The sequence below is a fragment of the Verrucomicrobiota bacterium JB022 genome, from assembly GCA_030673845.1.
Taxonomy (GTDB): Bacteria; Verrucomicrobiota; Verrucomicrobiia; order Opitutales; family Oceanipulchritudinaceae; genus WOUP01.
This window is the reverse complement of record JAUTCQ010000003.1, coordinates 1-22212: the sequence shown is the minus strand read 5'-3', so window position 1 is coordinate 22212 and position 22212 is coordinate 1. Positions and strand designations below refer to the sequence as shown.

Annotated in this window: 17 protein-coding genes; 9 read left to right on the top strand and 8 right to left on the bottom strand. The window is 61.1% G+C overall.

Annotation, left to right across the window (positions count from 1 at the left end):
- Window positions 1-13: 13 nt before the first annotated feature.
- Entirely contained in the window at window positions 14-1834 is a 1821-nt protein-coding gene (locus tag Q7P63_01810) for a glycoside hydrolase family 2 TIM barrel-domain containing protein (GenBank protein ID MDP0498810.1), read from the bottom strand.
- 240 nt (window positions 1835-2074) lie between these two features.
- Here Q7P63_01810 and Q7P63_01805 point away from each other — a divergent pair, with 240 nt between their 5' ends.
- The gene (locus Q7P63_01805) at window positions 2075-3460 is read left to right on the top strand and encodes a glycoside hydrolase family 28 protein (protein MDP0498809.1); all 1386 of its coding nucleotides are present in this window, start codon (window positions 2075-2077) and stop codon (window positions 3458-3460) included.
- Between the two features lie 87 nt (window positions 3461-3547).
- Here the strand turns inward: Q7P63_01805 and Q7P63_01800 are convergent, their stop codons facing one another.
- The 7 genes from Q7P63_01800 to Q7P63_01770 form a co-directional block, all read right to left on the bottom strand.
- A complete protein-coding gene (locus Q7P63_01800) occupies window positions 3548-4042 on the bottom strand; it encodes a DUF3016 domain-containing protein (GenBank protein ID MDP0498808.1) in 495 nt (164 codons plus the stop codon).
- A 49-nt stretch (window positions 4043-4091) separates the two neighbouring features.
- Window positions 4092-4907: a sugar phosphate isomerase/epimerase family protein gene (locus Q7P63_01795; GenBank protein ID MDP0498807.1), complete on the bottom strand. Its 816-nt coding sequence runs from the start codon at window positions 4905-4907 to the stop codon at window positions 4092-4094.
- Window positions 4908-5198: 291 nt separating this feature from the next.
- Window positions 5199-6761, bottom strand: coding sequence for a polysaccharide lyase (locus Q7P63_01790; GenBank protein MDP0498806.1), 1563 nt, complete (start codon window positions 6759-6761; stop codon window positions 5199-5201).
- Between the two features lie 93 nt (window positions 6762-6854).
- On the bottom strand, window positions 6855-7544 hold the full coding sequence (locus Q7P63_01785) for a DUF3826 domain-containing protein (GenBank protein ID MDP0498805.1): 690 nt from the start codon (window positions 7542-7544) through the stop codon (window positions 6855-6857).
- Window positions 7545-7572: 28 nt separating this feature from the next.
- Window positions 7573-11379 carry a TonB-dependent receptor gene (locus tag Q7P63_01780; GenBank protein MDP0498804.1) on the bottom strand — a complete coding sequence of 1269 codons (3807 nt, stop codon included), beginning with the start codon at window positions 11377-11379 and terminating at the stop codon, window positions 7573-7575.
- 293 nt (window positions 11380-11672) lie between these two features.
- Window positions 11673-12119 carry a MaoC/PaaZ C-terminal domain-containing protein gene (locus tag Q7P63_01775; GenBank protein MDP0498803.1) on the bottom strand — a complete coding sequence of 149 codons (447 nt, stop codon included), beginning with the start codon at window positions 12117-12119 and terminating at the stop codon, window positions 11673-11675.
- Window positions 12116-12880 carry an IclR family transcriptional regulator gene (locus tag Q7P63_01770; GenBank protein ID MDP0498802.1) on the bottom strand — a complete coding sequence of 255 codons (765 nt, stop codon included), beginning with the start codon at window positions 12878-12880 and terminating at the stop codon, window positions 12116-12118. The genes Q7P63_01775 and Q7P63_01770 overlap by 4 nt, the downstream gene beginning before the upstream one ends.
- A gap of 49 nt (window positions 12881-12929) precedes the next feature.
- Between Q7P63_01770 and Q7P63_01765 the strand changes: the two genes are divergently transcribed.
- From Q7P63_01765 to Q7P63_01730, 8 genes are all read left to right on the top strand, one after another.
- Entirely contained in the window at window positions 12930-14009 is a 1080-nt protein-coding gene (locus tag Q7P63_01765) for a Gfo/Idh/MocA family oxidoreductase (GenBank protein MDP0498801.1), read from the top strand.
- Entirely contained in the window at window positions 14006-15163 is a 1158-nt protein-coding gene (locus Q7P63_01760; GenBank protein MDP0498800.1) for an ABC transporter substrate-binding protein, read from the top strand. Before Q7P63_01765 ends, Q7P63_01760 begins: the two co-directional genes overlap by 4 nt.
- 4 nt (window positions 15164-15167) lie before the next feature.
- Entirely contained in the window at window positions 15168-16310 is a 1143-nt protein-coding gene (locus Q7P63_01755; protein ID MDP0498799.1) for a CaiB/BaiF CoA-transferase family protein, read from the top strand.
- A 184-nt stretch (window positions 16311-16494) separates the two neighbouring features.
- Window positions 16495-17595 (top strand): L-rhamnose/proton symporter RhaT, encoded by a 1101-nt coding sequence (locus Q7P63_01750; protein ID MDP0498798.1) that lies wholly within the window; start codon window positions 16495-16497, stop codon window positions 17593-17595.
- Between the two features lie 19 nt (window positions 17596-17614).
- Window positions 17615-18454: an amidohydrolase gene (locus Q7P63_01745; GenBank protein MDP0498797.1), complete on the top strand. Its 840-nt coding sequence runs from the start codon at window positions 17615-17617 to the stop codon at window positions 18452-18454.
- Window positions 18429-19202, top strand: a complete 774-nt coding sequence (locus tag Q7P63_01740; GenBank protein MDP0498796.1) for an SDR family oxidoreductase — start codon at window positions 18429-18431, stop codon at window positions 19200-19202. The genes Q7P63_01745 and Q7P63_01740 overlap by 26 nt, the downstream gene beginning before the upstream one ends.
- Window positions 19203-19226: 24 nt before the next feature.
- The gene (locus Q7P63_01735; GenBank protein ID MDP0498795.1) at window positions 19227-20030 is read left to right on the top strand and encodes a fumarylacetoacetate hydrolase family protein; all 804 of its coding nucleotides are present in this window, start codon (window positions 19227-19229) and stop codon (window positions 20028-20030) included.
- A gap of 169 nt (window positions 20031-20199) precedes the next feature.
- Window positions 20200-22212: hypothetical protein (locus Q7P63_01730; protein MDP0498794.1), on the top strand; the 2013-nt coding region annotated here is incomplete at its 3' end.

The following is a 22212-nucleotide window of genomic DNA, read 5'->3' as shown; positions in this document are numbered from 1 at the left end:
AATCTATAGGCTCCTACTCCTGCTTCCCTTCGGCTTCGGCGGCCTTCTTTTCGTAGAAATCCTGCAGGACGTAGAAGGCCTGCTTGCGCTGGCCGTCGCGACCGATGAGGCCCTTGAGGTTCCAGTTGTCCTGCACGCCGGGGAGGAGGCGGCGCGGAGAGCGAAAATCGACGAGGATCCACGGGCTGAGGCCGGAGACGCCTTCAATGCCGTCGAGCATGGGGAGCGTCTTTTCGTAGAGCCAGGCCTGATATTCTTCGGTGAAGCGGTTCAGGCGGGGCCCATGGCGGCCCGGCTCGGCTCCGGCACCAAATTCGCTGACGATGATGGGTTTGTCGTAGAGCACCTTCCAGCGGATGTTCTTCAGGTTGTCGGGGTCGCCGCCGCCGTACCAGGCGATGTACTGGTTGAACGACACCACGTCGGTGAATTCGCCCAGCGGGTCGGCGATCACCTGCTGGCCGGGGTAATCCGGGTGCGGGTGCATTTCGAGCGCGGCGGAGACCAGACGCGTCGAATCCTGCGCCCGCACGTCGTCGATCAGGGTGCGCAGGAAGGCGAGGCGGGCGTCCGAAGGCGGCGTCTCGTTGGCGACCGACCAGATGATGACGCTCGCGCGGTTGCGGTCGCGCTGGATCAGCTCGGCCAGCTGGTTGCGGGCATTGGCCAGCGTATCGGGGTTCTCCCACTGGATCGTCCAGTAGACGGGGATCTCTTCCCACAGCAGCAGCCCCATTTCGTCGGCCAGGCGCGCCACCGCCTCCTGGTGAGGGTAGTGGGCGAGGCGGATAAAGTTACAGCCCAGCTCCTTGGCCCAGGTGAGCAGCATGCGCGCTTCGTCGATGGTGACGGACCGGCCGCTGCGCAGCGGGTTTTCTTCGTGCAGGCAGACGCCGCGCAGGTAGATCGGCTGACCGTTGAGCAGGATACTCTGCCCCTCGGTGCCAATGGTGCGCAGGCCGATACGCTCCCCTACCCGATCCTGCGGGCTCTCGACCACCAGATCGTAGAGCTGCGGATGGTCGGGGCTCCAGAGCGTATGGCCCTTGACCGGCATCGTGCCTTGGGCACGCCCATCCTGCCCGGTAGTAAAGCGCTGGCTGAGCCCCAGCTCCGGCAGGCGCACGGTCACGGTCTTGCCGGCGGCGTCGGGCCCATCGAGGCGCAAATCGACTTGCAGGCGGTCGGGCTGCTCCTGGTCGAGCTGCACCCAGTAGTCGGCCACGTGCGTCTCCGGCAGCTCCACGAGGCGAACGCTGCGGGTGATGCCGCCGTAGTTCCACCAGTCGGTCGAAGTCGTGGGCACGGCCTCGGGGTGGCGGCGGTTGTCGACGCGCACCACCAGCGAGTTCTTCCCCTCGCGGAGGTGCTCCGTCACCTCCCACTGGAAGGGCGTGAAGCCGCCGATGTGGGTGCCCAGCTTGCGACCGTTGAGGTAGACATCGGTCTGGTAATTGGCACCGCCGAAGTAGAGCACGAAGCGCTTGCCCGCGCGCTCCTCCGGGGCCTGAAAATGCTTCCGGTACCAGATGCCGCCTTCGTAATACCACAGCTGCTCGTCCTGTGAATTCCAGTCGCCCGGCACGGGGAGCGTGCGGTCGTCGGTAAAGCCGTATTCGATCAGGCGGGTCTCGTCGTCCCACGACTGATCGTGGGCGAAGCCGCCGCTGGGCGGGTTGGTGCGGTCGAAGGCGCGCGCGCGGTAGTCGTAGAGGCCCACGTCGTAGGGGTCGACGAGGTAGGCCCACTGCCCGTCGAGCGAAAGCCCCGGGCGTTGGAGGGCGTTGACGAGCAGGTCTGCGCCGGAGAGGCCCAGAGGCAAGGATAGGAGCATGAGGAGGAGGGAACGGAAGAACATAGGCGTTTCTGGGGTTGGCACCATCATCCCTACCGCACCACAGCCCGGCAACCTAACCCGCTTCGAACAGTCTGAATTTGGCGCCGCCTACACCGCGCGCGACTTTCGATATTCATTGACGTTTCATGAAATACACCCGCTAAATCGAGCCTCCAACCCTTCCCAAGCCCCACTGCGGGCGAGACGTTTCAACCCTTCTATCCCCTTCATACCGCCGTGCTTGCCTCTCGATTGCTACGCATCCTCCCCCTTCTGCTCGCGCTGCCGCTCTTTGCGCGCGACTACGACGTGAAAGACTTTGGCGCCATCGCCGACGGCTCCGAATTGACGACCGAACACATCCAGCGCGCGATCGACGTATGTGCGCGCGACGGCGGCGGCCGCGTAGTCGTCAGCCCCGGCACGTATCTGGTCGGCTCGCTCTTCCTCAAGAGCCGGGTGGAATTCCACGTGCAGGAAGGGGCCGAGATCCAGGGCTCTATCGACCCCGAGGACTACCCGACCGTCTGGACCCGCGTGGCCGGCATCGAGATGGACTGGCCCGCCGCCCTCATTAATGCACGTGGCCAACACCACGTGACGCTCTCCGGCGAAGGGACGATCAACGGTCGTGGCAACGAGCACTTCTGGCCCTGGTATTGGGAAATGAACCAGAAATACTCCGACAAGGGCCTGCGCTGGGTTGTGGACTACGATGTCGGTCGCCCCTTCCTGATCCAGATCTACAACTGTGAAGACGTGGCGATCCGCGACCTGCACCTGAAGCTGTCGGCCTTCTGGACCTGCCACATCGTCTACTCCGACCGCGTGCACGTCGACGGCCTCACCATCCGCAACAACATCGACGGTGTGCCGGAGAAGGAAGGCTTTGGGCCCAGCACCGACGGCGTCAACATGGACTCCAGCCGCAACGTGATCGTCGAAAACTGCGACATCGACTGCAACGACGACAACATCACCCTCAAGTCGGGCCGCGACTCCGACGGCCTCGCCGTAAACCTGCCGACCGAGAACATCATCATCCGCAACAACATCGCTCGACGCGGCATGGGCATGTTCACCATCGGCAGCGAGACCTCCGGCAGCGTGCGCAACGTGGAAGTCTACGGCAACAAGGCGATCGGCACCACCTTCGGCCTGCGCTTCAAGTCGGCCAAGAACCGTGGCGGCATCGTCGAGGCGATCAACATCCACGACAACGAGATGGAAAACGTGCGCCGCCCCATCCGCTTCGAGCTCAACTGGTTCCCGGCCTACAGCTACGGCGAAGTGCTCGACAACCCGGAGGACCATCCCGACCACTGGCAAAAGCTGGCCCAGCCGGTGCCCGAAGAAGAGGGCCTGCCCCACTTCCGCAACATCAGCATCCGCAACCTCAAGGCCACGAACAACCCAAAGACGGCCATCGAGATCTTTGGCCTCGAAGGCGCTCGCGTGCAAAACGTGTATTTCGAAAATCTCTACATCGAGGCGGCGGAAGAGCCCGGCACGATCTCCCACGCCGAAAACCTGATCTTCGACAACGTGGTGCTCAAGACCCCCAAGGGCGACCGCCTGACGGAAGAGGAAGGCACCACCGCCAACGTGCTCTGGCGCAACTAAGGCCGCAGTGCCCCACCACCCTTCACCCTTTTCGACGCCGCTTCCCCTCTCGGGAGCGGCGTTTTTTGTGGAGAGCATCCGCCCCCTCTACGCCCGATCTTTTTTGATCTGCTTGAGCAGGTCGTTCTCCAGCCACTCGTGGATCATGGCAAACTCGTAGCGAAAGACCATATCCGTGCCGATCCGGCGCGCCCGCAGCGTCGTGGCAGTGGCCTCCCGCAGAGACTTCTTGCCCTCCTTGACCACCTCACCATCGGGTCCCCTCAACTCGTACTGCAGGCGGATAAAGGGCGGGAAGTTGCCCGAACGCTCATCGGGGTTACCCATCGCCATCTCGCCCCCAAGGTCGATTTCAGTAAACTCAAGATCGAGCGCATAACCCTCCGGCCACTCGTCGGCGACGTAGTTGTCCCAATAGCGGTGGAGGTTTTTCTCGAAGACGATAGCGGTGTTCTCTTCCGTCTGCCCGCGGAGGGTAAAATCCCGAAACTCCTTGGCCTCGGGGATGGAAACTTCCAGCGCCTGAGCGCCCCAGGCGGCGGGGCACAAGGCCCCCAGTAAAAGAAAAACGCGGCTGATCATACCTCGATGATAGCCGCGAAAAAGCAGGGATGCAAGAGGGGTGCGTCGACTAGCTTTGGAAGATCTTCTTCACGTAACGCGCATTTGCCCCGAAGTTGCCCACCACGTCGCGCGGGTTGTTGGCATCGCGCGAGCGCTCGAGCACGAGCCAGCCACTCCAGCCCATCTCGTCGAGGGCTTTCTTCACAGCCACCAGATCGAGGCGATCGTTGTTTTCGAGCCACACCCGGTCCTCATCGGTCGCATGGATCTGGCAGATGTATTCCTTGCCGAGGATCTTCAACTCGCTGATCAGATCGCGGCCCGCCTGGAGCGGATTGGCAAAATTGAAGTAGCTGCGGATCGCCTTGGAGCCGACGTCGTCGAGCAGCTCCTTTTCGCCTTGGGCGTCAAGCGCGCTCTCGATCCCGATCACCACGTTGGCGGCTTCAGCCATCTCACCGGCCAGCTTGAGGCGTTCGACGATGGCGGGGCGCTTCTCCGGGTGCTGGTTCAAGTCGCCCTGCACACCGAGGGGCAGGAAGGCGACCTTCACGCCCATCAGGTTCATCGTGTTGATGGTGTCCTCCAGCATCGGGCGAATCTCACGGGTCGCGAAATCCTGCGCGTAGAAGCCAGACATCGCGATCGAGCTGATCTTGATGTTGTACTCCTTCACGGCGTCGAGGAACTTGCGGCGGTCGATCGGGTCCAGCAGCTTGGAGTCGAAGGTGGGGCGGTTACCAAGGCCCCCCATGTCCAGCTCCAGGCCATCGGCGCCGATCTCGACCGTGCGAGGGAAGGCGCTGAGCTTCTGGCGCTTGAGGATCATCCAGTCGCAGACAGCCACCTGGTAGCGCGGGGCGTCGTCGGCACAGCAGGCCATGTCGCCGTCGCAGCACGCCTTGTCTTGCGGGGCGCAGCAAGCCGCCGGAGTTTCGGCGTGGAGGCGAGAAGCCAAAGCGCCGCCAGCCGCACCGAGGGCGACGGTGCCAAGGAAACGACGACGCGAGAAAAAGGAAGAAGGGGATGAAGCCATGGTCTTGAAGATAGGTGAGGTCAGATGAGGTCGGAAAAAAGCAGGGGGCCGAAGCCCCCGTTCACTATCCTGACTGTGCGTACTAAGATCGTCGAACGCAGGAGGGCGCCTGAAGCCAGCGAACGCCTCCGTGCATTGCTAAAGCTTGGTGCCCCAAAAAAGGTCCTGATAGGTATGGGGCGTGCAGATCGGGGCTGGCGGCGCAGAGGGGTCGCGACCGTTGATCCACTCCTCGATGTTGGCGTAGCCATTGCCATTGAGGTCTTGGCTGGCATCGCTGGGGTCGTGCGGGTCGAGGCCATACTTCAGCTCCCACTCGTCGGGGATGCCGTCGCCGTCGGAATCCTGATAAGGCTCGCCCTTGTATTCCGGATAGCCCCCCACTTGAGCAATGTCGGTAATGATGCCGTCTTGGTAGCCCACTTTGCCGCTGCGGACCATCTCGATGACGCGCTCGTCCACCGGGTCGCGCTTGGGCAAGGTAGCCCCCGCGTTGCGCAGCACCCACTCGTAAGCCAGCTCAGCGGGTTGGATGGAGACGTAGGAGTGCGGGTAAGGGCGGTCGGTGCGGATGTCCGCAAGCAGCTTCTCCGGGTTTTCGTATCCGCTTTCGAGCTGCACGCCGCCGTTCCAGTTGTCTGCCGTCACCTCCGGGTAGCCCTCGATGACGTTGCCGGCTGCGTAGACGCGACCGAAGTCGTCGTTGAAGTGCTTGCTGCGACGTGCTTCAGGCTTGATGACACGATACTGGATGGGCCCGTCGTTGGTGGCGGGGCCGGGCTTGTAGTAATTGTTGATCATCGTGTAATAGCTACGATGATCGCCGCCGTCGGTCGTCCGATGCTTCCAGTTGAAGATCGTGTTGTTGATAAAGGTGAAGTCGAAAATCATCCCCACGCTGGCGTTGCGGCCCGTATTATTCGCCCACAGGTTGTGGTGAAACGTGCTGTTGTAGCCGCCGATGGTGCTGCCGAAGGCGTGGTGGTAAGTGTCGAGCGCTTCGCTGGAGATCGAGTTCTGGATCGTGAGGTTGACGGTCGGCAGCTTGATGCCAGAAGTGCTGCGGTCGCCGTCTGGATGGTAGACGTGGCGATACATCGACATGTTTTCGTCCAGCCCCCAGCTCGTGGAGACGTGGTCGATCATGATGTTGCCAATGGGGTTGCCGCCGATCGAGTCGTTGCGGTCGCCCACCCAAGTGGCGCCACGGCGGAAACGCATGTGGCGGATGACGACGTCGTGCGTCTCCAGCTCCACCGTATCACCCGCAATGCACACGCCATCGCCCGGGGCCGTATTGCCCGCAATGGTGATGTAGGGCGCGCGGATGCGGATGCGCTCCTTTAGTTGGATAATCCCCGCCACGTTGAAAACCACGATGCGCGGGCCACCGGCCTCGCACGCTTCACGGAAGCTGCCGGGGCCACTGTCGTTGAGGTTCGTCACCACGTAGACTTGGCCGCCGCGACCGCCAAAGGCATACATGCCGCCGCCCTCTGCTCCCGGAAAGGCCGGGATATCGGCTTGCGGGAGATCTCGCGGGTTGGTGGCAAACGGGATATAGGGCTTACCCTTGGCCGCCCATTCCTTCACCACCGGCAACGCCTTTTCCCAGGCCTCGTCAGATCGACGGTCGGCTGCTTCCTGGCGCTTGGCCGATTCGGCTGCCACATCTTCCGTGATGGTCGGATATTGAGCCATCACGGGTGCTGCAGTTACCCCGAGGACGAAGAGCCATCCCAGGTTTTTCAACTTTGCGGGGGAGTAGAACATAAAGGGGTAAGGGGCGGGTAACTAGCGGCTCTTCTTGGCGCGTTCGCGCTCCAGCCACTCTGCCTCGGCCTGCTTCAAGTCGTAACCGGCCTGCGCGAGGTAGTTGTTGATCCGCCCCCGGTATTTATCAAACCACCAGTGCTTCTCATTCGAAGAACCGGCGGTGATGGCATGTTCGCGCGCCTCCCAGATCCAGCTGTAGATTTGCGCGCGCTGCTCCGGCGTCAGGTCCGGCAACATGGCGTCAAACACGCCCACGTCGCGCGGCATGCGGCCATAAGTCATACCATCCTTGACCGCATCTACCTGTTCGCCATTGAGATAGCCAGCCAGGCTGGCGTTGTAAGCGACGTTCAGCGCATACAGTTCTTCATTCGCCTCCGCCTCGATCGCCTTGACGGCCGCCTCGACCATGTCGGGATGCCCCGCCGCCTTTTCACGGACGGCGGCGATCGCCTGATCGCGGGCTTCATGCACCTTGTTCAGGGCCTGGTATTGCTGGGAGACGATTTCAGTGACGGCCTCGGCCGTGGCGCGATCAAGCTCGATCTTTGCCACGATCTTTTCGGCCCGCCCCTGGGCCACCGCCGCATAAGGATCTGCGGCGGGGCTCTCAACCGCCTGCACATTCGCACAGGCGGCCATCGTCAGCAGGCAACCCAAGGTCGCCAGACGTTGAAGAGATCGGAAGTTTTGAAGACTGAATTGCATGGGCTAAACGTCGCGTTGCCGCAGAACTTTAGAACGTGCCGCTGATACCGACCGTCCACATCACACCATACTTGGAACGTTCGATAGTATGCGCATAATCGGGGAGATCAGGACCGCGGACGTAGCTCTCATGCTCCGCGTTAGTAATATTACGGCCCGATACGCTTAAGTAGTATTCTTTCCAGAAACGGTAGCTAACAGTCAAATCAACTGTCGTGCGCGCAGGCTCATAGAAGTAAATGGGAGTTCTGTTTTCCTCCGTTTTATCATCTACCAACGGATCCGGGAACAAGTAGGCTTCCGCGGTTCGGGTAATTTTCTCGTCACGCCACGCAACGTTTACACGAGTAGTAAAGCGCCAGATCGCCCAATTCAACCCGCCGTTAATGGCAAGGTTAGACTGTTCACTACTAAACGATGTAGACGGTGTCACTGGATCAGGATCAACATTAGGATTGTTGGAAAGGACCACAACTTGTTCGATCTCATCCGTATCTTGGTCCGACATACTGGCGTAGATCTGGATATTCTTTCCCCAGTCGCCCAAGATTCCCAAGCTTTGTTGAACTTCGATTTCGTAACCGCGAGTCTTTTGCGGTGTATCGATATTCACTGGTGTCTTAATGGCCCAGTTATCGCTATAGTAGCGGGATTCAAACGGCACACCAAAAGATTCTGCCAAGGCCCGTGCTGCAGCCTCATTCTCTGTATACCCAAGGTAATAGACCAAATCGGTAGAATTATTGGTTACCTCTTTCATAAAGTAACTCAGGGTAATTTTACCGCCATTATCGGTATAGTAGGAGATACTAAAGTCCCAATTTTCGGAAATTTCGGGCTCAAGGTTGCGATTAGGGATCACAATATTACCCGACTCTCCCAAGGGCTTGTCGTCGATTCTGAATTCACGAACAAGACCTTTGGCACCTTCAATTTCCGGCATACCGTTCACCTTAGACCACGCGGCACGGAGCGTAATCTTGTCGGTCAGGTCATAACTGCTGCTGATAATCGGCGACGGATCAGTCTTCACTTTACCACCAACCTCTCGCCCAGGCACATACTTTGCCCGCGCAATCCTCTGACGATTTACATCCAGAGGGTTTGCCGGATCGAAAGGCTCCGCTTCCATATCGGTAGGCGTATTATAAACCACATCAAACCGATCAAGATATTCACGCATCGAGATCTGCTCTCCCGTCCCGTTGGGGTCAGTATAAAGCACTGGGGAATTGTAAATTGTGGGATTATAGAAAAAGGCTGCATCCCTTCCTGCAGACGTATAATCCGCGAAAGAAACGGGCGACAGGTCCGGCTTGTAAACAGCGGGGATCGGATCCCACCAACCGTCACCATCTTCATCTTGCCTTATCCGGAGTTCTTTCCAGCTACCGTTACGATAAGGGACGCGGCCTTCACGTTCGTATGATGATTGCCTAAAGCCTCCAACGATTGTCAGGCGATTATCAAACCAGTTACTTTCGAGCTGGAAATAATAATCATCCTTGGTTTCCTTTATCGACTTTTGCTGAGTTACGTAAGTGTCCCAGTTCTGTGCGGCAAGAGAGGGCGTATATTGTTGCCCATCCCACACTGGCCGGTCATCCGTATCATCAAACGCAGTAGGATTATCCTGATAATAATCGTAAAGCTTATAGACATCTAGCCATTCACGCGGCTCAAAGCCAAAGCCGGGGTCGATTCCGACATATTCCGTGTCGCGGAAATCCTCCGGAGAAAGCCCTGACCCGACATAGGCAAATCGACGTCCCACGCCTTCGCCCCATTTTTCGTCTTCACGCTCTTCGCGATATACACCGACTTTAGCCGCCAGATTCACGAAATCAAGGGGGATAAAGTCGAGCTCACGACGCAAATCGGCTTTATAGGTCTTGATTGTAGTACGGCTTTCGCTCTGGCCCGTTTTGACAACGAGGCTACCCGCTGCCGGATTATTGGGATTATAGCCGCTCTCGAGTTCATAGGAACTCAGCTTTGTTGGGTCCAACCGGTAGAGCACCCCTTGATCAACCAGTTCCGACAGTCGAGCAGGATTCGCGAGTTCCTTGCGGGCAGCGCTATTCGAAGGATAAGGAGCAGGGACTCCTTCAGTAAGGCCATAATACTCGACGGTGCCTGGGAGCCCGTCGTCGATATCCGCAAAGCGCGCCAGATACACATTTCCCATCGACAGCTCGGCATTCGAAAAGTGTCCGTTGCCGCTACTATCCAAGCTACCATTGGAAAGGGAATAGCTCGCGGTGGCTTCTGCGTCCCACGGGCCTTTTGTATACTTCCAGCGGACATAGCCGGAGGTAGCATCCCCCTCGCGGTCTAGCGATTCAACATCGATCCCCGAACTTCCACTGTACACATCGCTGACCATGTGGTCGGGACCGAAGCTAATAACCCCGCGGTCAGTTTCAGCGGACATCTGGAAACGCCGAGCGGCCTCGCGAGATTCGTAAATAGAGTGCTGGATATTGAACGTCAGCAAATGCCCTTCAATAGGGCGCCAGTCGAGCTTCAAGCTTCCAGAGGTACGCGTCGAGGACCGGGGAGTATCCGTAACCGAAATCGTATTCAGGTAGGGGTGGGCGGCGTCGCCAAAGACACCTCCGGTGCCGCCTTTATCCTCGCGCAGATCACCGATAACAGTGCCATCAGCATTAACGTATGGCCCGAGCTCGCGATTCCCATCAAACTTATAATCTGTCTTGGCCGAGGTCCCAGGGTTGAAGCTGTTGGACTGGGCCAGGTTGACGGTGAAACCAAAAGTGTCCGTTACCGGGTAGGCGTAAGACAACTCAGCACCGGGGAGCGCCTTGTAGGTCTTTTCATCTGCCGGCCCGGGGGTCTTCTTCCAAAAATCGTCAAAATTCTCCGAATTCACCGTCAGCCAGATTCGAAAACGGAGCGTGGGCTTCGGATATTCGAAGGCTGACTTGGAGACGAGGTTCACAGTACCGCCGATGGAGGCATTCGGCTGGTCAGGCGTAGGCACCTTGATCACTTCAACGCGGGCGGCATTATTGATCGAAAGGGTATCGAGTGCCACTTCACGAGTCAGGGAGCCCGGGACGGAGGAAGAAATCGGCAAACCGTCGACCGTGATCGGAATCTGGCTCGAAGAAAGGCCGCGAACCGAGACGCTCGACGCATCAGCGCCGCTGGAATATCCTTGGCCGTAATTCACCTGCACACCTGGCATGAACTTGATGAACTCGCCTACGTTACCGTCCGGCACAATGCCGAAGGCGTCCGTGTCGACGACGTTCCGCTGCGTCAGCGCCGTGCGCTCCTGCTGGATCGCAATCTGGCTGGCGGTCTGGTAGTCGCTGGCGCGCACCACAAAAGCATCGAGCTCGTAGACCGTCTCATCGTCTTCACCGCTCGCGGTGGGGGCGGAGAAGGTAAAGTCGCTTTGGGCGGAACCGTCGACCGGCACTTCCACCGTGCGGTAGAGCGGGTCGCGACCGGTAAAGCTCACGCGAACGCGAACGGGCCCAGAGGGGACATTGTAGAACGAGTATTCACCGAAGTCGTTCGTCAGCGTCTGGCGGGAGGTCCCGTCGATGGTGACGATAGCCCGGCTGACAGCGCGACCCGTTTCCGCGTTGAAGACGCGGCCGCGGATTTCGCCGGAACCAGTGGGGGCTTGCGCAGAGGCCTCGGGTGCCGGAGCAGTGGAGGTATCTTGCGCAGAGACAGCGGAGAACAGGGATGACCCGGCCAGCAGGTAAACCAGACCTCGCGAGGCTCCGCACATCAAGTGACGGAAACACGAGGCAGACTTAGCCAGCTCAGCCGACTTCGAAGCGGATCGGAACTTCATCTTGGGGAAAGGGGAGGGGTATTGCGTTTCGGGGGGCCACTTATTTCATATGAAATAAGTTATGGCACTAGTTATGTTTCATGAAATACCAGTGTCAACCACGGAATTGGTGGATTCACCGGTCATCTAGGGGAGTAGAAAAACAGAAGTAGCGTCTCGGAGGGCCAAGCTTACCGACCGTTTTTACAATCGGCTCGCCGGTGGTTCGAGACGCCACGACGCGGAGGGAAAAGTGTTCAGCAAACAAAAGGCAGTTTTTTCATCCAGACGCTGAAATAGAAGCTTTTTTCACGTCACGATGCAACATTTTCTCTTTGCACGAGGAGGAGGTGGTCGGCCACCAGCACGGTTTCGCCACGCTGGTTGATCGCTTCCACCCCTTCTATAACGACCCCGTACTCGGGACGTTTATGGTCTTTTTTCTCTTTCACCGTACATTTTGCCGTGATGGTGTCGCCAATGAAGACCGGTTTGATAAAGCGCAGGCGGTCATAGCCATAGGAGAAGGCGAGCGGATTTATTTCACCGGCGGTGAGGCCGACGGCGACGCTGAAGATGAGGGTGCCGTGGGCGATGCGTTGCTTGAAGTCCTGCGTCTTGCACCACTCGGCATCCATGTGGTGGGGGTAAAAGTCGCCGGTCTGGCCCGCGTGGAGGATGATGTCGGCTTCGGTGATGGTACGGCCGGTGGAGGTGCGGCTGGTGCCGATCTGGTAGGCTTCGAAGGATGTGGGGGTCATAAAGCGATTCCGAGTTGGGTGGTAATTTCCTGGGCGGCGTGCAGGAGTTGCTGCTCCAGCTCTGGCTGGCGGGAGGCGGCGCCGGGGCGGCGAAAGCGGGTAATGGTAAGGGCGGCGTGCCAGGGCCCCTGCCCTCCCCCGACGCCGGCGGCGAGGTCGTCGACACCTTCCACAGTTTCGTCCTGCACCGCGACAAAGGCCTTCGTCGCCATCTCGGCGAGGCCCGCTTCAAAGTTTTGGCGCTCGCGGCTGCTCCAACCGGTGTAAATAGGCGAGGACGCAAGGGCTTCGGCCCGGCGCTCGGCGGGCAGGCGCGAGAGCAGCAGCCGACCGGAGAGCGTGGCTGCTGCATCGAAGACCCCGCCGATCTCGATGGAGATACGCACCGGCTCGGGGCTGTCTTGCTGCTGCACGACGAGGAGCTGACCGTGGTCGAGCACGCTGAGGTGGCAGGACTCGCGCACCGCTTCGGAGAGCTCTTGCATGGGGCGGCGGGCCGCGCGGATCAGCGCCTCGACAGGGGAGTGCGTGTGCGCAAGGGCGTAGAGCTTGAGCGAGAGGATGTATTTGCCGGAGACAGGGTCGCGCATCACGTAGTGGCGGCGTTCCAGGCAATTGAGCATGCGAAAGAGCGCGCTGGGGCTGCGATCGAGGCGGGTAGCGAGATCCGTCAACGATTGGGGGATGGAGGCAGCGGCCAGGGCTTCGAGGATATCCAGCCCCTTTTCGAGGGCAGGCACGCGATAGTCGGGGGTACTCATTTTTGAGGCTTGCGTCTTTTCATATATAAATCTTGTTTTTGCAAATAAAATGCCCCGTCTCCCCACTCCTTGCCCCACCTTGCCGCAGCGCCTGCGCCCGATTGTCGTCATCGGGGCCGGAGGCATTGTCCGCGATGCCCACCTCCCGGCCTATCAGGCGGCAGAGTTCCCCGTCCATGGCGTCTTCGATCTGAATGAGGTGAAGGCCAAGCGACTGGCGGCGAGCTTCAACATTCCGCACATCTACCGCGACTTGGGCAACGCCATCGCCCAGGCGCCGGAGGATGTCGTCTACGACCTCGCGGTGCCGGCCAACGCGATCGGCACTGTGCTGGAGCAGCTGCCAGACGGCGCGCACGTCCTGATCCAGAAACCCTTTGGTGAAAACCTGGCAGACGCACGCGAGCTGTTGAAGATCTGCCGCGCCAAGCGCCTCGTGGCCGCCGTCAACTTCCAGCTACGCTACGCCCCCTATATTCTCGCGGCCAAGCAGTTGATCGACGCGGGCGAGATCGGCGAGATCCACGACATGGAGGTGCGCGTGACGGTCTACATGCCGTGGCAGCTCTGGACTTTCCTCGAAGGCATTCCCCGCGTGGAGATCCTCTACCACAGCGTGCACTACCTTGATTTGATCCGCGCCTTTCTCGGCGAGCCGCGGGGCATCTACGCCAAGACGCTTCAGCATCCGGCCACCCAAAACCTCGCTTCGACGCGCACCAACATGGCGCTCGACTACGGTAACCTGCTACGGGCCAACATCGTGACCAACCACGGGCACAACTTCGGCCTCCGCCACCAGGAGAGCTACGTGAAGTGGGAGGGCACGAAAGGCTCGATCAAGGCGCGCCTCGGCTTGCTGATGAACTACCCGCACGGCGAGCCCGACAGTCTTGAAATCTGCCGCGTGGGCAAGGACGGCAAGGCGGGCCCGTGGGAAGCCGTGCCCTTCTCGGGCAGTTGGTTCCCGGATGCCTTTATCGGTACGATGGCGAGCGTCCAGCGCGTGGCCAACGGCGAGACGACCGAACTCCCCACCAGCGCAGAAGACGCGACCCGCACCATGGCCCTCGTCGAAGCGGCCTACGAATCCAGCGCCCACGGCGCCACCCCCATTCCAAGTATATGAGCTCTGCCAAAACCATTTTGCGCGGTATGACCTGGGACCACTCGCGCGGTTATCTGCCGATGGTCGCCTCCGCGCAGCGTTATCAGGAAATGCACCCGGAGATCGAAATCCGGTGGGAAAAACGCTCCCTCAAGGCGTTCGAGGAGTTCCCGGTCGAAAAGCTGGCCGAGGAATACGACCTCATGATCATCGACCACCCGTTCTCGGGCTACGCGGCCAAGCACCGCCCGCTGCTGGCGCTCGACGAGCACATGCCGGAGGGCTTTATGGCCGACCAGTTGGCCAATCAGGTGGGCAAGAGCCACGAGAGCTACACCTACGAAGGCCACCAGTGGGCGCTCGCGATCGACGCTGCCACGCCGGTTGCCTTCTGGCGCGAAGACCTGCTGGCCAAGCTGGGCCGCAAGGTGCCGCAGACCTGGGCCGAGCTGCTCGACCTCGCCCGGGCGGGCCACGTCGTGTGCCCGGCGGTGCCGATCAACTGCCTGATGAATTTCTACTCGCTCTGCGTGGCCCTCGGCGAAGAGCCGTTCCAGAGCGAGACCTTTATCTCCGAGGAAATCGGCTGGCAGGCGATTGCCGACCTGCAGGAGCTGATCGAGGCCTGCGACCCCGTTTCGTGGCAGCAGAACCCGATTCACTCGATGAACCTCATGTCGTCGAAGGCCAATCAGCAGATCGCCTACTGCCCGCTCGCCTACGGCTATTCCAATTACGCGCGCAAGGGCTATGCCGACCACCTGCTGAAGTTTGGCCAGCCGCCGACTTATCTGAACCAGCCGTTTTATTCGACCCTCGGCGGCACCGGGCTCGCGCTTTCGGCCCTGCGCCCGAACGTGAAGATCGCGGTGGACTACGCCCAGTTTGCCGCCTCGGCCAACACGCAGCGCCACCTCTCGACGCTGGCCGGCGGGCAGCCCGGGCACCGCAGCGCCTGGCTCAACGCGACCAACAACGCGATCACGCACAACTACTTCAAGGATACGCTGCCGACGCTCGACCGCTCGTTCCTGCGCCCCCGCTACTGCGGCTACACGCGCTTCCAGGAAGAGGGCGGGCCGATCCTGCACCGCGCGCTACGTCGCGAGACGAAGCCGCACGATGCCTTGCGCGAACTGAACGAACTTTACCGCCACACGCTGGCCACCGCTTAAGTATATGAAGCCACTGGAAGGACTGCTCGTCCTCGACTTTGCCCAATTCCTCGCCGGCCCCTGGGCCGCGACACGTCTGGCCGACCTCGGCGCGCGCGTGATCAAGATCGAGCGCCCCGGCTCGGGCGACATCTGCCGCCACCTCTACATCTCCGATCTGGAGCTGGATGGCGACAGCACGCTGTTTCACAGCATCAACCGCAACAAGCAGAGCTACGCCGCCAACCTCAAGGACCCGGCCGATCTGGAAAAGATCAAGCACCTGATCGCCAAGGCCGACGTGCTGATCCAGAACTTCCGCCCGGGCGTGATGGAGCGCATCGGCCTCGGCTACGACGTGTGCCGCGAGCTGAACCCGCGCCTCGTCTATAGCGTGGTGACCGGCTACGGCAGCGAAGGCCCCTGGGTCGAAAAACCCGGGCAAGACCTGCTCGCGCAATCGCTTTCCGGCCTGGTCTGGCTCAATGGCAATGCCGACCAGCCCCCGATGCCGTTTGGCCTCGCGGTGGCCGACCTCACCGCCAGCGCCCACCTCGTGCAAGGCATCCTCGCCACCCTCGTGCGCCGCGGTATTACCGGCCAGGGCGGCAAGGTAGAGGTGAGCCTGCTCGAATCGGTGCTCGACCTCCAATTCGAGGTCACGTCTACCTTCCTCAACGACGGCGGCAAGCAGCCCAAGCGCAGCGCGGTCAACAACGGCCACGCCTACCTCGGTGCCCCTTATGGCATCTACCAGACGCAAGACGGCTACATGGCCCTCGCGATGGGCTCGATCCCCGTGCTGGGCAAGCTGCTCGGCCTGCCCGTACTGGAGCAGTTCGCCGACCAGAAGACGTGGTTTACCCAGCGCGATACGATCAAGCAGCACATCGCCGATCACCTGAAGACGCAGCCGACCGCCCACTGGCTCGGCATCCTCGAGCCCGCCGACATCTGGTGCGCCGACGTGCTCACCTGGGAGCGCCTCTGGCAGACGGACGCCTTCAAGGCCCTCGAATTCGAGATGGAGGTGACGCGCGAAGACGGCCCGACCTTGCGCACCACCCGTTGCCCGATCACGATCGACGGCGAGCACTACCGCCCTACCCTCGGTGCCCCGCGCGTCGGCCAGCATACGGCCAAGATCGAGGCGGAGTTCGGGCTGTAGGTCTTACACGAAAACTACTTTGGGAGTGCGGTGCTCTGCACCGATCTGGATCCACCCACGCAATCGTCTCAAGCGGATCCTTCACCACCGAAACCAGATCTGAGCAGAGCTCAGCACTCCCAGAGCGCCTTCCGTCAGTTCGTCTCTCTTTAGCAATTTTGATTCTCACCCCTCCTTCTCACCCATGAACGATGCCCCACTGATCGGAACCCTTTTGCACACGGTTGGAGCGGCCAGCGCCGCCTTGTGCTACTCGCCCCAAAAATTCCTGCACAAGTGGAGCTGGCAAACCTACTGGATGGTCCAGGCAATGGTCTGCTGGCTGTTGTTGCCGTGGATCGGGGCCTACTTTTCGGTGCCCGACGGGCAGCTCTTCGCCGTGCTGGCCGAAGCGCCCAAAGACGCCATGTTGCACTCGTTCCTCTACGGCATGCTCTATGGCGTAGGCGGCATCGCTTTTGGCCTCTCGATCCGCTACATCGGGTTTTCGCTCACCTACGCCATCGCGATCGGCTTTTCCTGCCTCATCGGCACGCTCTTCATGCCGCTGATCAAGGGCCAGTTGGGGGCAACGCTCAGTCAGGACGGCGGCATGCTCGTGATCGGCGGGGTCGTGCTGGGCTTTGTGGCCATGATCCTGACGGGCGTGGCGGGCTTCCGAAAGGAAAACGAGCTGGCGGCCGACGGCACCAAAACGACTTTCAACGCCCACATCGGCCTGCCGATCTGCGTACTGGCGGGCGTGCTCTCCGCCGTCTTCAACTTTGCGCTTGAGTCTGCCAATCCGGTGGCCGAGCTGGCCGCCCAGTTCGGCGCGGGTCAGAATCAGGAAAACGTGAAGTACATCACGGCGATGAACGGCTCGTTTGTCACCACCGTGGTTTACGTGCTGATCCTCGCCAACAAAAACCGGAGCTGGGGCGAGTTCGGCAAGGTGCCGGATGCCGCCAAGGGCAAGCTGTTGCGCAACTACGGGCTCGCCGCCGCGACGGGACTGATGTGGTACACCCAATTCTTCTTCTACGGGCGTGGGCACGTGCTGATGGGCGATTTCAAGTTCTCGAGCTGGGCGATCCACATGATCATCCTGATCCTGCTCAGCAGCGGCTTTGGCGTGCTGATCGGCGAATGGAAGGGCGCGCGCGCCAAGACGCTCGCGGGCATGGGGGCTGCGCTAGCCTTGCTCTTTGGCGCGGTCGGCCTTATCACCTACGGCAACTACCTCGGTAGCCAAGCCACCGACACCGCCCCGGTGCCGGTCGAAGAAGGCACGCCCGGCCACTAACCCCCACCCGCTGCGCCCCATGAAACTCGTCGACACCCACCTGCACCTCTGGGACCGCCGCCAGTTCCCCTACTCGTGGACGGAAGGCGTTGCGCCGCTGAGCCGCGACTTCCTCATCACCGACTACCTGGAGGCGGCCAAAGGCTGCGGCATCAGCAAGGCCATCTTTATGGAGGCCGATGTGGACGAGCCGCACCTGCTCGACGAGGCCCGCGCGATCCAGCAACTGGCCGAGCGCTACCCCATCATCGGCGGCATCATTGCCAATGCCCGCCCGGAGCAGGAGGGCTTTGCGGAACATCTGGATGCGTTGCGCCGATTGCCCCTGCTCAGCGGGATCCGCCGCGTGCTGCACACCCAGCCCGACGACCTGCCGACGCAGCCCCTCTTTATCGAAAACCTCCAGCTGCTGGGCCAATACGGGCTGCCGTTTGACTACTGCGCCCTGCCCCACCAGTTGAAGATCGCCGCCGAAGTGATCGCCCAGTGCCCGCATACGGCCTTCGTGCTCGACCACTGCGGCATCCCCGACGTCAAGGGCGGCACGCTGGACCCGTGGCGCGAAGACATGGCCCGCCTGGCCAAGCTGCCCAACGTGCTCGCATGCAAGGTGAGCGGCATCGTGGCCTATGCCGACCCGGCAAGCTGGTCGGTCGAGACCCTTCGTCCGTGGTTCGACCATGTGGTGGAGTGCTTTGGCTGGGACCGCCTCGTGTGGGGCGGCGACTGGCCGGTCTGCACCCTCACCGCCTCGCTCAAGGAGTGGGTCGACGCCACGGCGGCCCTCGCCGCCAACGCCAGCGATGCCGAACGCGCCAAGCTGTATCGACACAATGCGGAACGAATTTATGCCGTTTGAGCTGACTTCCAAAACCGCGCTGGTCACGGGCTCCGGGTCCGGGATCGGGCGCGCCATTGCCGAACTGTTCGCGCGCCAAGGTGCCCACGTCGTCGTGGTCGACCGCGACGCGCAGGCCGGGCAGTCGACAGTGCAGGCCATTCAGGACGCTGGCGGATCGGCCCAGTTCGAGACGCTCGACGTCGCCGACGAGGCCGCTGCGATCGCGCTGGCCGAGAAGCTGGGCGCGGTCGACATCCTCGTGAACAACGCGGGCATCGGCCACGTGGGCAACCTGCTCCAGACGGGTGCCGCCGACCTCGACCGCCTCCACGCGGTGAACGTGCGCGGGCCCTTCAATCTCTGCAAGGCCTTCGTGCCCGGTATGCTGGAGCGCGGCCAAGGCAGCGTGATCAACCTCGCCTCCATCGGCGGCGTCGTAGCCGTGCGCGACCGCCTGGCCTACACCGTGAGCAAGCACGCCGTCGTCGGCCTCACCAAGTCCCTCGCGCTCGACCACAGCCACACGGGCGTGCGCTTCAATGCGATCTGCCCCGGCCGCGTCATGACGCCCTTCGTCAAGGCCCGCATCGCCGAGTATCCCGACCCCGAAAAGGCCGCCCGCGACCTCGCCGCCACGCAGCTCAACGGCCGCATGGTCGAGCCGCACGAAGTCGCCGCCCTCGCCCTCTACCTCGCCAGCGACGCCTCCGCCATGGTCACAGGCTCTTGCCAGATGATCGATGGAGGCTGGAGCGCCGGCAAATAATCCACTACCTTTAAGACCGAGCATATGAAAATCATCCGCTACCAGGACTCGAACGGCGCCGTCCACTATGGTGCCCAAAACGCCGACGGCAGCGCCCAACGCATCCAGGGCGACGTCTACGGCACCTATCAGGTGACGGCCGAGAAGGCCGATGTCGCCAAGCTGCTCGCGCCCGTGGTGCCCAGCCAGATCCTCTGCATCGGGCTCAATTACCGCCACCACGCCGAAGAAACGGGCGCCAAGATCCCCGAGCGCCCCATCCTCTTCGTCAAGGGTATCAACACCCTGCAACACCCCGGCGACCCCATCCTCATCCCCACCCACGCCAAGAGCGAAAAGGTGGACTATGAGTGCGAGCTGGCCGTCGTGATCGGCAAGCCCTGCAAGAACGTCTCCAAGGAAGAGGCGCTCGATTACGTGCTCGGCTACACCTGCGCCAACGACGTCTCCGCCCGCGACTGGCAGATCGAGTGGGGCGGTGGGCAATGGTGCCGCGGCAAGTTCTTCGACACCTTCGCGCCGCTCGGCCCCGTGCTCGTGACGACCGACGAGCTGAAGGACCCGCAGTCGCTCAAGATCGCCACCGTGCTCAACGGCAAGCGTGTGCAGGACTGGAACACCAACGACATGATCTACAGCGTCGCCGAGATCATCTCCTACCTCAGCGGCAGCACCACGCTCGTCCCCGGCACCGTCATCCTCACCGGCACGCCCCACGGCGTCGGCATGGCCGCCAAGCCCCCTCTCTGGCTCAAGGCCGGCGACAGCGTCACCATCGAGATCGAAGGTATCGGCAGCCTCACCAACCCCGTCGCCAACGAAGAGTAAGAGGCCCGGTTGCACTTTCGTTTCCCCCCAAGGAGAGGCCGCCACGCCTCTCCTTTTTTGTGCGGGCGATGTGGAGAGCCACTGCCATAACTTGGCAGAAATTAAGGTTGCGACCCTACGCGTAGATCGTTCTGCTCCAGCTAACCATCCTTTCCGTATTCGCGCTGTCATGACATCTTCCGTCACCTTCCGCCACTGGGTCCTCTCGGCCTTTGCCCTGTTCACCTCCGCCGCACCGCTGGCGGCGTATGATGCGCTCGCCCTCGGCGAGGTCGCAGATGTGCCGATGGATTTGCGCAAGCCCCGTTACCCGAACATTCAGGAGGTCTTTGGGCCCGGTCTCGCGCTCAGCAAGCAAGGCGAATTATTTGCTTGGGGTGGCTGGGCACAAGACACGCAGCTTCTGGGGCTTCCGGTGATCGAGAATGTCGCGGCCTACGCGGGAAATTCGGGCCAGCATCTGGTGTTGCTGAAAAACGGCAACGTTATGGCGATCAAAACGGATTCCAACGGCTATTTTCTGGACCCGATTATTGAAGGCGAGAACGTGGTCGAGATCGCCGTGGGGCACCCCCGCGGAGTGGCGGTGCGGGAAGACGGATCCGTCATTACGTTTTCGACTGATCAGCACACCACGCCTCCTCAGTTGGAGGTCTCGCCGGTGCAGACTTTAGCGATCAACGAGAACGAGGTTGCGTTGCTGCTGCTGAAAGACGGCACCCTCAAGAGCTTCGACCTGAAGACTGGCCTGGAAGTTGCCGCGTTTGAAGATGTGTCCGGAATCATCGCAATTGCCGCTGGTGAATCCGACTTCATCGCTCTCCGGGCCGATGGCACCGTTGTCTCCGACGACGAAGCAGTTCCTCCAAATTTGCAGAACGTCGTCGCGATCGGCGCTGCCGATGGAAACCCTTCCGAGCACTTTTACACCCTGAACAGCGACGGAACTCTCGACGTCTGGGGCAACGGAGCAGAAGAATCTGCGCTCTACGGCCTTACAGACGTCACCGCACTATGGGGTGGTACGGCGATGCTCAGCAATGGCACGGCGGTTACAGCATACGCAGAGAACGGAGGCACGACAATCGACCTCCCGTTTTACGTAACGGACGTGCGAGATATTCAGGCCAGCGAAGATTGGAACGGCACCACTCTCGCCGTCATGATGGACGGAACCGTACGCGCATGGGGCAACAATTCCCACAGGGAAGCCGACGTGCCGGAAGGCTTGGCCGACATCGTCCAAGTAGCCGTTGGCACCAACCACTCCGTAGCCCTCGATGCGAGCGGCACTCTCTATGGCTGGGGCGACAACTCCAAGCAACAACTCGATTTTCCGACGACGCGGGGAGCGGCAGTCTTTATCAGCGCAGGAGGTGACGTCACCACGATCACCTATGCCGATGGCACGGTCGCAGAGCTTGGATCGGACGTCGAGGGCGCTTCAATTCTCCCCGAGGGCCTCCAGAACGTCAAAAAGGCTGCCACCAACGGCCTCTATTCCATCGCCCTGCATGATGATGGCACCCTGAGCACCTGGAGCGAGCACCCGCGCACCCCGCCCTACCAACTGGGAACCGTCAAGGACGTAGGCGTCGCACAAGGGCAGGCGTGGGCACTCACGGAGAGCGGCGAATTCTACGCCTGGAATGTCGTTTTTGATCCGAATGCATACCAGCCAGGGGTAGATGATGGCTTTGCCAACGGAAGCTACGACTTCACCCTCCCCGCTTTTACCAAAGAAATTCTGACGATGGACCTCGCCGGTTACAACGACCTGCCGGCACCTCTGGTCGTGTTCGTAGACGGGACCACGGAGCCTCTACACTCCTATAACTACTTTGGCTTTTTTGCCCCGTCGGATCTGCCCTCGATTCGCCACCTCAGCGCTGCACGCGATGTCGCCTACCTCTTCATCGACGCCGACAGCGACGCCGATTTACTTCCGGACGACTGGGAGCTGCTTTACTTCGGCGACCTCTCCCAAACCGCCGAAGCTGACTTTGACGGCGACGGGCACAGTAACCGTTTCGAGCAGCTGCTGGGGCTCGACCCGACGGAAGCCGACAGCCGCCTGCGCACGACGGTGGAGCAAGGCTACGTAGTCTTCGGGCCGATCTCGCCGGACGCCGGGCTGGATTACCAACTCGTCTCCAGCGACGCGTGGGGCGACTTCGTGTTG

Excerpts from the sequence above, each read along its gene's own strand:
- Q7P63_01775 (MDP0498803.1), bottom strand. The coding sequence starts at position 12,119 with ATGACCCCCACATCCTTCGAAGCCTACCAGATCGGCACCAGCCGCACC.
- Q7P63_01770 (MDP0498802.1), bottom strand. The coding sequence starts at position 12,880 with ATGAGTACCCCCGACTATCGCGTGCCTGCCCTCGAAAAGGGGCTGGAT.
- Q7P63_01765 (MDP0498801.1), top strand. The coding sequence starts at position 12,930 with ATGCCCCGTCTCCCCACTCCTTGCCCCACCTTGCCGCAGCGCCTGCGC.
- Q7P63_01800 (MDP0498808.1), bottom strand. The coding sequence starts at position 4,042 with ATGATCAGCCGCGTTTTTCTTTTACTGGGGGCCTTGTGCCCCGCCGCC.
- Q7P63_01780 (MDP0498804.1), bottom strand. The coding sequence starts at position 11,379 with ATGAAGTTCCGATCCGCTTCGAAGTCGGCTGAGCTGGCTAAGTCTGCC.
- Q7P63_01795 (MDP0498807.1), bottom strand. The coding sequence starts at position 4,907 with ATGGCCTGCTGTGCCGACGACGCCCCGCGCTACCAGGTGGCTGTCTGC.
- Q7P63_01735 (MDP0498795.1), top strand. The coding sequence starts at position 19,227 with ATGAAAATCATCCGCTACCAGGACTCGAACGGCGCCGTCCACTATGGT.
- Q7P63_01740 (MDP0498796.1), top strand. The coding sequence starts at position 18,429 with ATGCGGAACGAATTTATGCCGTTTGAGCTGACTTCCAAAACCGCGCTG.
- Q7P63_01745 (MDP0498797.1), top strand. The coding sequence starts at position 17,615 with ATGAAACTCGTCGACACCCACCTGCACCTCTGGGACCGCCGCCAGTTC.
- Q7P63_01760 (MDP0498800.1), top strand. The coding sequence starts at position 14,006 with ATGAGCTCTGCCAAAACCATTTTGCGCGGTATGACCTGGGACCACTCG.
- Q7P63_01810 (MDP0498810.1), bottom strand. The coding sequence starts at position 1,834 with ATGCTCCTATCCTTGCCTCTGGGCCTCTCCGGCGCAGACCTGCTCGTC.
- Q7P63_01790 (MDP0498806.1), bottom strand. The coding sequence starts at position 6,761 with ATGGCTCAATATCCGACCATCACGGAAGATGTGGCAGCCGAATCGGCC.
- Q7P63_01755 (MDP0498799.1), top strand. The coding sequence starts at position 15,168 with ATGAAGCCACTGGAAGGACTGCTCGTCCTCGACTTTGCCCAATTCCTC.
- Q7P63_01785 (MDP0498805.1), bottom strand. The coding sequence starts at position 7,544 with ATGCAATTCAGTCTTCAAAACTTCCGATCTCTTCAACGTCTGGCGACC.
- Q7P63_01750 (MDP0498798.1), top strand. The coding sequence starts at position 16,495 with ATGAACGATGCCCCACTGATCGGAACCCTTTTGCACACGGTTGGAGCG.